We start from the raw sequence: 11949 nt of genomic DNA on the forward strand, positions 1-11949 counted from the left end.
CGAAAACGATGACCACCGAAATCAAGGGTCTGGGCTATATCCGAGTTCTCGCAACGGATTCGGAGCGCTGGCGCGAACTGGGCTTCGAGGTCCTCGGGTTCGCCCCGGGCTTCGGAGTCGAACAGGACGCTCTGCACTTCCGCATGGACGAGCGGGCATCCCGCATCACCGTCGAACACGGTGACGTCGATCGCGTGACCGCGGTGGGCTGGGAGGTCCGAGACGGCCTCGCGCTGCGCCGGCTGGCGGCGACACTCGAAGCGGCGGGCATCGAATATGCCCAGATGCCAACGGAATTGGCGGATCGTCGCAGGGTCGAGGCGGGCATCGTGGCGAAGGACCCCGGCGGCACTCCGCTGGAGTTCTTCCACGGTCCGGTGCTCGAGCACAGTCCCGTGCTGACCAAGTTCGGCCAGCGTTTCGTCACCGGCGAGCAGGGCCTGGGTCATGTGGTCATGCCGACCACCAACTTCGACGAGTCCTTCGCCTTCTACACCGAGACCCTCGGATTCCTGTCTCGCGGTGCGTTCCGGATGCCGACGCCGCCGGGAGCCCCGCCGCAGCGGATCCGGTTCCTCGGAGTGAATCAGCGCCACCACAGTCTGGCGATCATGCCGAGCCTGGCAGGCCGGGACCCCGGGCTGATCCACGTGATGGTCGAGGTGGACGAACTCGACGCGGTCGGTCGCGCCTACGACCAGGTGCTGGCGCGCGAGTTCCCGGTGTCCTCGACGCTCGGGCGGCACACCAACGACAAGATGATCTCCTTCTACGTTCGGGTGCCCGGGGGCTGGGACATCGAATACGGCACCGGTGGCGTGCCGGTCGACGAAACCTATTACACCGCAGAGGAAATCACCGCGGACAGCTACTGGGGCCACGAGTGGATGTGGATGCGGGAGATGAAGGAAGCGCAGTGACGAACCAGGACAGCCATTTCGATGCGGTCGTCGTCGGGGCCGGGATCGCTGGTCTCTACGCTGTGCACAAGCTCCGCGAACGCGGTATGAGCGTGCGCGGATTCGAGAGCGCGTCGGGACTCGGCGGGACCTGGTTCCACAACCGGTATCCCGGGGCCCGCTGCGACGTCGAGAGCATCGACTACTCGTACTCGTTCGACGAGGATCTCCAGCAGGAGTGGACGTGGAGTGAGCGGTTCGCGACTCAGGAAGAGATTCTGCGCTACCTCGAACATGTCGCCGATCGCCACGATCTGCGCTCGGCCTACGAGTTCTCGACCCGGGTGACCGCGGCGGTCTACGACCAGGACACTCGGCAATGGACCATCGAGACCGATACCGGCGCGAGCGTGACCGCGTGCTTCTGCCTTCTGGCGACCGGGGTGCTGTCCGCGACCAACATGCCGGACATCCCGGGACGTGACACCTTCGCGGGCGAACTGCACCACACGGGCGAGTGGCCGCATCAGCCGGTGGATTTCAGCGGAAAACGCGTGGGCGTCATCGGAACCGGGTCCTCGGGAATCCAGTCCATTCCGATCATCGCCGAGAGCGCGGACCACCTCTTCGTCTTCCAGCGCAGCCCGAATTATTCGATTCCGGCGCGAAACCATTCGCTGACACCGGAATTCGTCGCCGAGGTCAAGGCCGCATACCCCGAGCGCCGACGGCTGTCGAGGATCAGCGGCGGTGGTTCTCCGTATACGCCGCATCCGAAGGGCGCGCTGGAAGTCGATGCCGCCGAACGCATTCGAGTTTTCGACCAATGGTGGGATCGGGGTGGCGTGCTGTTCGCCAAGGCGTTCCCCGACCAGACGTCCGACCCGGCCGCGAACGCCGTGGCGCGGGAATACGTCGAGGCCAAAATTCGCAAGCTGGTTCGCGATCCCGAGATCGCCGAGCAGCTCATCCCGACCGATCACCCGATCGGCACGAAGCGGATCGTCACCGACACAGGGTATTTCGAGACCTACAACCGGCCGAACGCCACTCTGGTGAACCTGCGCCGGACGCCGATCACCGAGATCACCGCGAGCGGGGTGCGCACCTCGGAGCAGGCCTACGACCTCGACATGCTGGTATTCGCAACGGGATTCGACGCGATGACCGGTGCGTTGTCCCGGATCGACATCCGCGGGCGGGGTGGTCGTGAGTTGCGTGCGGAGTGGTCGGCCGGCCCGCGAACCTATCTGGGCCTGGCGGTCGCCGGATTCCCCAATATGTTCATCATCTCCGGGCCCGGTAGTCCGAGTGTGCTCGCGAACATGGTGCTGACCGCGGAGCAGCACGTGGATTGGATCGCGGATTGCCTGGATTTCATGGACGAGCGCGACGCGCGCACCATCGAGGCGACAGCGCAAGCCGTCTCGCACTGGGTGGCCGAATGCAATGCGAAGGCGGCCGCCACCTTGTTCCCCACCGCTGATTCCTGGTATCTCGGCGCGAACATTCCCGGCAAGCCCCGGGTGTTCATGCCCTACATCGGCGGATTCGGCGCGTACAGCGCGATCTGCGACGAGGTCGCCGCCGCCGGCTACCAGGGGTTCGAACTCGATGCCGCCGAAGGGCTTTGCGGTGGTGGACAGCATCGACGATGAGACAGGAAGTGTCCGAATGGGCGGACAGCGCAGGCCGGATCTGCACCCCGAGGTCGAGGCGATGTTGCAGGCTTTGGCAGCCTTTCCGGACGTGACCGGGTACGGGCCCGCCGAATTACGGACGCTCCTCCGGTCGCGGCGGGGACCACTGCGCGACACCCCCGCGATGTGGATCGCCCAGGATCGGGTGATCGAGGGGCCGGGCGGGGACCTGGCCCTTCGGATCCTCGTACCGCGTCACGAGCGGCGCGGGCCGTTGCCGGTGATCGTCTTCGCCCACGGGGGCGGTTTCGTCTTCTGCGATCTCGACAGTCACGACGAACTGTGCCGGGCGATGGCCGAGGGTGTCGGGGCCGTGGTGATCTCGGTCGACTACCGGCTCGCGCCGGAGCACCCCGGGCCCGCGGCGATGGAAGATGTTTACGCCGCGCTGATCTGGGCGTCCGAGCATGCCTCCGAATACGGTGGGGACACCGGCCGGATCGCCGTCGCGGGCGACAGCGCCGGCGGCAATCTCGCCGCCACCGTGAGTCTCGCCGCTCGGGACCGGTGCGGCCCGCGGATCGCCGCGCAGGTCCTGCTGTATCCGGTGATCGATGACGATTTCGCCACCGAGTCGTACCGCCGCTACGGAGTGGGCTACTACAACACCGCGAAGGCCATGCGGTGGTACTGGGCGCAGTACGCCCCGCACGGCACCGACGACCCGTACCTCGTTCCGACGCGGGCGGCCACCCTCGCCGGTCTACCGCCGGCGGTGATAGTGACCGCGGAACTCGATCCGCCGTGCTCGGCGGGTGACGATTACGCTCGGCGCCTGAGCGACGCCGGTGTGCCGGTACTCGCACACCGTTTCGACGGACTGTTTCACGGATTTCTGACATTTCCCGATCTCTCGCTGACCGGCCCTGCGCGACAACGGCTCTGGCAGATGATGCGACAGGTGCTCGCGGACCCGGCGTCGAGCGGCGGTCGTCATGATTATTGAAATCGCCTCAGCCGCAACGGTTTCGTCGGCCTGGGCGGTGGGTGCCCGAGGTTGTCGCTCACTGGAATCAGCTCGGGGAGAACGCGATTCGCGCAGTTCCGTTGCTCGACCGTTGGTCCGATATCGAAATGGAGTTCGAATCCCATGAAGAAGAAGATGCCTGCGCCGGTACCGGCTCACGACGTGACAGTGGACCTGCTCGTCGTCGGATCGGGAACCGGAATGGCCGCGGCGCTGGCCGCCCACGAGTTCGGCCTGTCGGCCCTGATCATCGAGAAGACCCGATACGTCGGTGGTTCGATGGCACGCTCGGGCGGAGCGTTCTGGATACCGGGCAGTTCGGTGCTGCCCGAGCAGGGTGCGCAGGCCCTTGCGGACGCCGAGAAGTACCTGCATTCCGTGGTCGGGGACTCGGCGCCTGCCGAACGCGGGCAAGCATTCCTGGAACACGGACCCGCGGCCGTCGAGATGCTTCGCCGCACCACGCCGATGCGGTTCTTCTGGGCCGAGGGCTACTCCGACTACCACCCCGAGGAGCCCGGCGGCCGTGCGGAGGGCCGTACTTGCGAATGCCGTCCCTTCGACGCGTCGAAGCTGGGCGCCGAGCGGGCGCGCCTGCGTCCCGGTGTCATGGCGGCTCCCGTGCCCATGCCGGTGACGGGCGCCGACTACAAGTGGATGAACCTGCTGGCGCGCAAGCCGGCCAAGGCGCTCCCGCGCATCTTCGCCCGTGCGGCGCTCGGCCTCGGCGGCATGCTGATCGGCCGCGACTACCTGGCCGGCGGCCAGGCTCTGGCGGCGGGCATGTTCACGGGTGTGCTGCGCGCGGGTATCCCGGTATGGACCGAGACGAGTCTCGAGCGCCTGCTCCACGAGGACGGCCGCGTCTCGGGCGCCGTTGTGCGCCAAGGTGATCGGGAGGTCACCGTGACCGCGCGCCGCGGCGTCGTCCTCGCCGCCGGCGGATTCGACCACGATATGACGGCGCGTCGCGAGTTCCAATCGGCGCGGCTGGGCAGTCACGAGAGCCTCGGGGCGGAAGGCAACACCGGCGACGCCATCCGCGCGGCCCGGGAGGTCGGCGCCGGCGTCGCGCTGATGGACCAGTCGTGGTGGTTTCCGGCGTTCGCGCCACTGCCCGCTGCCCAGCCGGCGGTCATGCTCGCCGAGCGGTCGCTGCCCGGCTCGTTCATCGTCGACCAGACGGGACGGCGATTCATCAACGAGGCCACCGATTACATGTCCTTCGGGCAGGCCGTGCTCGCGCGCGAACGCGTGGGTGATCCCGTGGAACAGATGTGGTTGGTGTTCGATCAGCGCTACCGCAACGGCTACGTCATGGCGGGCGGTGTCTATCCGCGCCAGCCGATTCCCGAGACCTGGTACCGGGCCGGTATCGCGCACCGAGCGGACGACATGACCGAGCTGGCCGAGAAGATCAACGTGCCGAGCGCTGCGTTCGTCGACACCGCCCGGCGCTTCGACGAACAGGCCGATGCCGGAACCGATCAGGAGTTCGGCCGTGGCGAGAGTGCCTACGACCGTTACTACGGCGACCCGACCGTCACCCCGAACCCGAACCTCGCGGCGTTGCGCCAGGCTCCCTTCTACGCGGTGCGCATGGTGCTGAGCGACCTCGGCACCTGTGGCGGTGTAGTCGCCGACGAGCACGCCCGCGTCATCGGTGGCGACGGTGTGGTCGTCGAGGGGCTCTACGCGATCGGGAACACTGCCGCCAACGCGTTCGGCGCCTCGTATCCCGGTGCGGGAGCGACGATCGGACAGGGCATCGTGTACGGCTACATCGCCGCGCGGCACGCGGCCGCGAAGTAGCGCACGCGAATGGGGCTCGCCCGGAAACGGGTGAGCCCCACTGTCTTTCGCCGGGCAGACTACCTCTGGGGGAGACGTTCCAGTCCGCTCAGAGCCATGCCGAAACCGCGGAACTCCAATCGCCCCACCTCGGAGTAATCACCGGAACCACTGGCGTCGACCCAGTGATAGATGGCGTGGCGCATGGTCTGCACCACGAGCCGGGCCGGAAGATCACGCAGGAACGGCTCGGCATCGAGTTCGTAGTAGCGGGACAGGAACTTCGTGATCCCGTCGGCGAGTCCCTCGCTCCACTCCACGAAGCGGAGGCGGTACTGCGGGGTGTTGACGATCAGCCGCACGAGCTGGCGATCGAAGTCGGGCACCTGCCTGCTGCCGACCTCCAGGGTGAGCGCGTAGGTGAGAATCTCGACCGGATCGGCGTCGCCGGGCGCGTTTTCCAACTCTCCCAGGATGATCGTCTCGCTGCGCCGCAGCAGTGGCATGAGCACGTCTTCCTTGACGGGAAAGTGCCGGTGGAAGGTGCGCGGGGCGATTCCCACGATCTCGCAGATCCGCTCCACCGTCGCCGAGGCGTCGCCCTCGGCGACGAACAGATCCCGGGCGGTGAGCGCGATGGTCATGCGCAACTCCTCGGCGCGACGTTCGGTGAGAGTCTGCCGCTTCGGTTTCGTCACCCGGTCTCCCTCCCTACTGCTGCACGGTAGGTGTCAGTTTATGACACGTTCCTCCGGACGCAGGATGGCCAGGTCATCCGCTTTACAGCGACCCGCGCATATGTTTACACTCACACCTGTCAGATTCTGACAATAAGGCATGATCTGACATATCTTTTCGGAGGTCGTAATGGCAATGACGCAACTCGAGGAAACCCCCACGGCGATGATCGATCGGGTCGCATCGCTCTTGGAGTCCTTCGTGGGTGAACGACCGCTGACGCTGGCGGAGATAGCGCGCCGCTCTCATGTGCCGAGGTCGTCGGCGCATCGCATCCTGCAACGTCTCGTCGAACTCGGCTGGGTGGAACGCAAGCAGTTCAAATACACCCTCGGCGTCCGGATGTTCGAGCTCGGTGCGCAGTTTCGCCGGCGGCACAACGTCCATCGCGCGGCCCTGCCGGTGATGACCGACCTGCATCGGCGCAGCGGACTGACCGTGCACTTGAGCATGCTGGTCGGTGCCGAGATCATGCATCTGGACCGCGTGGGCCTGTGGCCCTCGGTCGGCGGCCAGTGGAGTGTCGGCGCTCGTCAACCGGCGGCGATCACCGCGGCCGGCCGGGCGGTATTGGCGACCCTGCCGCCCGGCCGGTGGGCCGAACTCGAGTTCGAGGATGTCCCGACCTGCTATTCCATCCGGTCGCGCAATCAACTCGCGCGAGATCTGGAGCGAGTGCGCGACCGCGGCGGCGTGGCGGTGGACAGCCAGGGCACCGCGTTGGGGGTCACCGTGGTGGCCGCCCCGATCGCCACCGCGGACACCGACGCCGAGGAGCATTTCGCGCTGTCGCTCTGTGGCCCGACCCGGACGCTCGGTCTCGAGAGCGTGACCGCCGAGGTGCGCGATGCCGCCGCGACCATCTGGCGAGTCGCCGCCGGAGTGCCGCCGCTGCGGCCGCGCCCGGTCGCGGCAACCGGGCACGGTTCGCGAATCAGCAGGCCGCACATGACCGTTGCCCACTCCGGCTGGTGAACGGCGAAACTATTTGAGGCAGTGTCCCGCGTCCACGGGCAGAGTGACGCCGGTGATGCACCGTGCCTCGTCGGAGGCCAGGAACAGGCTCGCGTTCGCGATGTCCTCGGGTTCGATGAAGGTGAGGGGAAGCAGATGCATCGTCCGCACACCGGCTTCGAACTGCTCCCGGGTCGGGTCCGCCACGCCGGAGAACGTCCGCATGGTGGCCGGGTTCTCGATCATCGGCGTGCGGACGATCGCGGGGTGAATCGTGTTGACTCGCACCGCATGTGGCGCAAGCTCGTTCGCCAGCGACCGCATCAGGCCGACCACGCCGTGCTTGGCGGTCGTGTAATGGCCGACACCGACCAGCCCGCGCAGCCCGGCGATCGAACTCATCAGAACGAGCGAACCACCTCGGCCCCCGGCGAGGATCGAGGGAATTCCCGCCTTGCAGGTTCGCCACACACCGGTGAGATTCACATCCAGCATCGTCTGCCAGCGCCGCGCGTCCAGTTCCACGGCCGCACCGGTCGAGCTGATGCCCGCGGTCGCGCATATGACATCCAGCCTTCCCAGCGCACCGACTCCCTCGGCCACCGCCGCGTCGAGGGCCTGCTGGTCGCGGACGTCGGCCGCGAACGCGCTGATCCGGCGGCCGACGGCCTCGACCGCACGGACCGTATCGGCGAGGGTTTGCGAGGGGCCCGTCGTCGTGCGCTCGGGCGGCGTGGCCAGGTCGATCGCGATGATATCGGCGCCCTCCTGCGCGAACCGGATCGCCTGTGCGCGTCCCACACCCCCGGCCGCGCCCGTGATCAGCGCGACCTTGCCTTCGAGTCGTCCCGTCATCACGCGACCTTCTGCGTCAGGCCGGCATCGACGACCATTTGCAGGCCGGTGATGTACCGGGATTCGTCGGAGGCCAGGAACAGCACCGCGTTGCCGATATCGGTCGGCTCCACCCACGGGACCGGCAACAGCGTTCTGGCCGTGAGGAATTCGGCCACGTCGTCGGCCGTGGGCTCGTCCAGGTCGGGACGCAAGCGCGCGAAGGTCGCGGGGTTCAAGATCATCGGGGTGGCGATGGAACCCGGATGGATCGTGTTCACGCGAATGGATCGGGCTCCCAATTCGTTCGCGAGCGTCTTCGCCAATCCGGTGATCGCGTGCTTGGCCGCCGAGTAGTGCGAGGCCCCGGACAACGCCTTGATGCCCGCGGTGGAGCTCACGATGATCACCGACCCGCCGGCCGAATTCATCTGCGCGACTCCGGCTTTGACGGTGTGCCACGTCCCGGTGACGTTGACGTCGATCGACCGGTTCCAGGTGTCGTCGTCGATCTCCCACGACGGTCCGGGGGTGTCGTAAACTCCGGCGTTGGCAAGCACGACGTCGAGCGGCCCGAGTTCGCCCACCCCGCCGCGCACGGCCGCGTCGACCGCGTCGAAGTCCCGGATATCGGCGGTCGCGGTGAATACTCGTCGTCCGAGTTCGCGCACCAGGCCCGCCGTGTCCGCCAGATCGGCCTCCGCCTCCCGCCCGGCCTGATCCAGCAGCAAGACATCCGCCCCCTCCTCGGCGAGCCGAACCGCGCAGGCCCGCCCCGCACCTCTTCGCGCGCCCGTGATCAGCGCGACCTTCCCGGCCATTCGTGTCATCTCGTCGACTCCCCGGTCCCAATCGGCCATTTCATAGGGACGCGAGGCTAGTGATCCGCGCGGCACATCCGGGGCTGATCTCCCATGCAGTGGGATTCTCCCTGCCGGAGTTGGTGGAGGCCGCCATCCGGTGCGGCGAGCCCGCCGCGGACGTCACCTTCGAACGCCTCCGGGACGCCCTGCACATCAGCCTGATCGGATTGTCACAGTAGGCTCGTCGTCTGGTGATCCGACCCCTCGGCAGTATGGTTAACCTGGAAAGATGCGAGGAGTTGGAACCCGTGGTGGTTCCCGCACTCGGGCCCGGGCAGCATCGGCGGTAGCAACAGCGAGCCTCATGTCCTGGACTACGGGAGCTTTCTTTTTCGTCGGCGGACTGCTCGCCGGCACGGTGACCGCACTGACGGGCGGCGGGTTGGGCAGTCGGGGCATCGTGTTCGGGGTAGGGCTGGTCGCGGTTCTCACCGGCATCCTGCTGTATCTGATGGGTGAGCGGATACCGGTGCGCGCGCACCCGATCTTGGTCTCGCTCGGGACCGTGCTGATCACCATCGCCATTCATTGGCTGCCCGGCATCACCGCCGCGGTCACGCTGTCGTCGTTGTATGTCTTCGTCGCCTGCGACGCCGCGTTCTTCTTCAGCACGCACGTCACCGGCCTGGAGATCGCGTTCGCCGTGGTGTGCTGCATGGTGGTGTTGGGCGCTCGCGGGGAGCTGCCATGGTGGACCGGGGTGGTCCCGGCCGGGGTGACCGTGGTGGCCGGCGTGGTGGTCATGATTCTGGCCCGAATGGCCGCGGAGGCCGATATCGATGTGCTCACCGGCCTGCTCAACCGGCGCGGCTTCGATCGGTTGCTGAACGCCGAGATCGCCAAGGCCGGCCGGCTCGACCAACGTCCCGCGCTGGTGCTGGCCGACCTGGACCGCTTCGAGACGATCAACGGCCACCTCGACCAGCCCGCCGGTGATGCGGTGTTGCAGCAGGTTGCCGACACCTGGGGCGACCTGTTGGAGCCGGAGCAGACGCTGGCCCGGCTGGGTGGCGACGTGTTCGCGGTGCTGCTTCCGGACACGACCGAACGGACCGCGGTCGGCTTCACCGAGCGCATGCGCGCGGCGACAACCACCGGCTGCTGCGCGGGCGTCACGTCATGGCAACCGGGCGAACCGGCGTCGATCCTGGTCAGCCGGGCCGATGTGGGCCGGTATCGGGCCAAGCAGGCAGGCCGCAACCTGACCAGGCTGGAATCCGGGCAGCGCATCGCCCTCACCGAGGAACTGCGCCGGGCCATCGCGGAAGACAACCTGGAAGTCCGCTACCAGCCGATCGTCAGCCTGCCTTTCGGCGGCAAGATGGTCGGCGTGGAGGCGCTGCTGCGCTGGTCCCCGGCCACCGAGCCCGGCCTCGGCCCGAACGGGGTGATCCGCGCCGCGGAGGAGCACAACTTGATTGCCGACCTGGACCGGGTGGTGCTACGCCGGGCCTGCGCGGACGCAGCCCGGCTGCAGCGAACTGTCGCCGATCTCGACCTCATGCTGAACGTCAATGTCAGCGGTCTGGAGCTGGCAGACAGTGATTACGCCAATCGGGTGCGGAACACTCTGCGCGGCACCGGCTGGCACGCCGGGCAACTCGTGCTCGAGGTCACCGAGACGCAGCTGGAGGCCGAGTCCCAGAACGCGATCGACAACCTGAACGCCTTGCGGGACACCGGCGTACGCATCGCCATCGACGACTTCGGCACCGGTTACTCATCGTTCAGCAGGCTGGCGGCCATTCCATCGGACATCCTCAAGGTGGACCGGTCCTTTGTCGCGGCGATCAGCGCGGACTCACCCGTGCCGCCGCTGCTCGGGGTGATCAAGGCGCTCAGCAAGGCGCTCGACATGGAGGTCATCGCCGAAGGGGTGGAGAACGCACACCAAGCGGCAGTGCTCGCCGATCTCGGCTTCTCGCTGGCGCAGGGCTACCACTACAGCGCGCCCCGGACGGTGCAGGCGATTCTCGACGAACTCGTCGAGCAGCGCGGCGTGGCCGCGCGCAACGAGCGTTGATCGTCGGGGAGGAATGCAAGATCCTCTCGGCGTCAAGGCATTTCGCGTGCTGCCAACTCGACACACACGAGCCCGGTGCGGTATCACTGGTGATGATTTGTACTGTTGCGCTTGTGAGGAGGACCCATCTGTGACCGACAGCCCCTCGCTGGACCTGCGGACGGACTTACCGCACAGCGCCCGCATGTACGACTATTTCCTCGGCGGGAAGGATAACTACGCCGCCGACCGCGAAGCTGCCGAGATGGTCAAACAGCAGTGGCCGACCGTGGTGGTCGCAACGCGGGTCAACCGCGAGTTCATGCACCGCGCCACGCGGTTCCTCGCACGCCAGGGGGTCCGGCAATTCCTCGATGTCGGGACCGGTATCCCGACGCGGCCGAATCTGCACGAGATCGCGCAGCAGGTCGATCCCACTTCCAGGGTGGTCTACGTCGACAACGACCCGATCGTGCTGACCCACGCCAGAGCGCTGCTGGTCAGCACGGCACAGGGGCGCACCGACTATATCCAGGCCGACGCGCGATCACCGCGGTCGATCCTCGAGTCCCCCCAGTTGGAGCAGGTGCTCGATCTGTCCCAGCCCGTCGCGTTGAGTCTGATCGCGTTGCTGCACTTCATCACCGACGACCAAGACCCGCAGCAGATCATCGCCACCCTCGTCGACGCCCTGGCCCCGGGGTCCTATCTGGTGCTCTCGCATGTGAGCGGTGATTTCGACCCGCCCGCGATCCGCGAACTCACGCGTATCTACAACGAACAGGGCGTGCCCCTGCAAGCGCGCAGCCGCGAGGAGTTCCATCAGTTGTTCCAGGGCCACGAACTGGTCGAGCCCGGCATCGTGTCGGCGCACCGCTGGAAACCCGACGGCATCGAACTGCCCGGGAGCCTGGACGCCCAGGCGTCGTTGTACGCGGGGGTCGCCCGCATCTAGCACGGCACCACCGCCTCTCGGACGAAAAAGACGTTCATGCCCGGTTGTCGGAGAGATTGGTTTCGATCTTGGTGATCTTTCCGTCCCGCAGGCGGCTGACGGGCGACAAATATTCGTCGAGAACCGCGTCCGCGCGGCGGGTAGCGCTGCGCAGGGAGAGAGCGGATCGTCGCACCGATCTACTTCCGGGTGGTGTTCTCGATCCAGGGGACCGGCGAGGACTATGCGCGTCGGCTGGCCGACGAA

The 11949-nt window shown here is 67.0% G+C and carries 11 protein-coding genes; 8 read left to right on the top strand and 3 right to left on the bottom strand.

Going from position 1 to position 11949, the window contains the following annotated elements; all coding sequences use genetic code 11:
• Nucleotides 1-8 precede the first annotated feature (8 nt).
• The 4 genes from NM2_RS39420 (at nt 9) to NM2_RS39435 (ending at nt 5378) form a co-directional block, all read left to right on the top strand.
• Nucleotides 9-920 carry a VOC family protein gene (locus NM2_RS39420; RefSeq protein WP_067680610.1) on the top strand — a complete coding sequence of 304 codons (912 nt, stop codon included), beginning with the start codon at nt 9-11 and terminating at the stop codon, nt 918-920.
• Nucleotides 890-2557 carry a flavin-containing monooxygenase gene (locus NM2_RS39425; RefSeq protein ID WP_439956968.1) on the top strand — a complete coding sequence of 556 codons (1668 nt, stop codon included), beginning with the start codon at nt 890-892 and terminating at the stop codon, nt 2555-2557. The genes NM2_RS39420 and NM2_RS39425 overlap by 31 nt, the downstream gene beginning before the upstream one ends.
• A gap of 16 nt (nt 2558-2573) precedes the next feature.
• Complete coding sequence (locus NM2_RS39430) at nt 2574-3545, top strand: alpha/beta hydrolase (RefSeq protein ID WP_067680636.1); 972 nt, start codon at nt 2574-2576, stop codon at nt 3543-3545.
• Nucleotides 3546-3689: 144 nt separating this feature from the next.
• Nucleotides 3690-5378: a 3-ketosteroid-delta-1-dehydrogenase gene (locus tag NM2_RS39435; protein ID WP_067680616.1), complete on the top strand. Its 1689-nt coding sequence runs from the start codon at nt 3690-3692 to the stop codon at nt 5376-5378.
• 59 nt (nt 5379-5437) lie between these two features.
• Here the strand turns inward: NM2_RS39435 and NM2_RS39440 are convergent, their stop codons facing one another.
• The gene (locus NM2_RS39440; RefSeq protein WP_067680619.1) at nt 5438-6055 is read right to left on the bottom strand and encodes a TetR/AcrR family transcriptional regulator; all 618 of its coding nucleotides are present in this window, start codon (nt 6053-6055) and stop codon (nt 5438-5440) included.
• A gap of 169 nt (nt 6056-6224) precedes the next feature.
• Between NM2_RS39440 and NM2_RS39445 the strand changes: the two genes are divergently transcribed.
• Nucleotides 6225-7070 (top strand): IclR family transcriptional regulator, encoded by an 846-nt coding sequence (locus NM2_RS39445; protein WP_067680621.1) that lies wholly within the window; start codon nt 6225-6227, stop codon nt 7068-7070.
• Nucleotides 7071-7079: 9 nt separating this feature from the next.
• Here the strand turns inward: NM2_RS39445 and NM2_RS39450 are convergent, their stop codons facing one another.
• A complete protein-coding gene (locus NM2_RS39450; RefSeq protein WP_067680624.1) occupies nt 7080-7904 on the bottom strand; it encodes a mycofactocin-coupled SDR family oxidoreductase in 825 nt (274 codons plus the stop codon).
• Complete coding sequence (locus NM2_RS39455; RefSeq protein WP_067680637.1) at nt 7904-8713, bottom strand: mycofactocin-coupled SDR family oxidoreductase; 810 nt, start codon at nt 8711-8713, stop codon at nt 7904-7906. The genes NM2_RS39450 and NM2_RS39455 overlap by 1 nt, the downstream gene beginning before the upstream one ends.
• 50 nt (nt 8714-8763) lie before the next feature.
• On the opposite strand from NM2_RS39455, the gene NM2_RS49780 reads away from it, so the two are divergent.
• The 3 genes from NM2_RS49780 to NM2_RS39465 all read left to right on the top strand — a co-directional run bounded on the left by NM2_RS49780 (nt 8764) and on the right by NM2_RS39465 (nt 11703).
• Nucleotides 8764-8925, top strand: coding sequence for a hypothetical protein (locus tag NM2_RS49780; RefSeq protein ID WP_157121680.1), 162 nt, complete (start codon nt 8764-8766; stop codon nt 8923-8925).
• Nucleotides 8926-9050: 125 nt separating this feature from the next.
• Nucleotides 9051-10769: a putative bifunctional diguanylate cyclase/phosphodiesterase gene (locus NM2_RS39460; protein WP_067680627.1), complete on the top strand. Its 1719-nt coding sequence runs from the start codon at nt 9051-9053 to the stop codon at nt 10767-10769.
• A gap of 130 nt (nt 10770-10899) precedes the next feature.
• Nucleotides 10900-11703 (top strand): SAM-dependent methyltransferase, encoded by an 804-nt coding sequence (locus NM2_RS39465; protein WP_245718442.1) that lies wholly within the window; start codon nt 10900-10902, stop codon nt 11701-11703.
• Nucleotides 11704-11949: the final 246 nt, after the last annotated feature.

The sequence above is a fragment of the Nocardia miyunensis NBRC 108239 genome (assembly GCF_001613065.1).
In the GTDB taxonomy this organism is placed as follows: domain Bacteria; phylum Actinomycetota; class Actinomycetes; order Mycobacteriales; family Mycobacteriaceae; genus Nocardia; species Nocardia miyunensis.

What these genes read in the sequence shown, in the direction of transcription:
- NM2_RS39430 (WP_067680636.1), top strand. Translation starts at nt 2,574, where the DNA reads ATGGGCGGACAGCGCAGGCCGGATCTGCACCCCGAGGTCGAGGCGATG.
- NM2_RS39455 (WP_067680637.1), bottom strand. Translation starts at nt 8,713, where the DNA reads ATGACACGAATGGCCGGGAAGGTCGCGCTGATCACGGGCGCGCGAAGA.
- NM2_RS39460 (WP_067680627.1), top strand. Translation starts at nt 9,051, where the DNA reads ATGTCCTGGACTACGGGAGCTTTCTTTTTCGTCGGCGGACTGCTCGCC.
- NM2_RS39435 (WP_067680616.1), top strand. Translation starts at nt 3,690, where the DNA reads ATGAAGAAGAAGATGCCTGCGCCGGTACCGGCTCACGACGTGACAGTG.
- NM2_RS39450 (WP_067680624.1), bottom strand. Translation starts at nt 7,904, where the DNA reads ATGACGGGACGACTCGAAGGCAAGGTCGCGCTGATCACGGGCGCGGCC.
- NM2_RS39445 (WP_067680621.1), top strand. Translation starts at nt 6,225, where the DNA reads ATGGCAATGACGCAACTCGAGGAAACCCCCACGGCGATGATCGATCGG.
- NM2_RS39420 (WP_067680610.1), top strand. Translation starts at nt 9, where the DNA reads ATGACCACCGAAATCAAGGGTCTGGGCTATATCCGAGTTCTCGCAACG.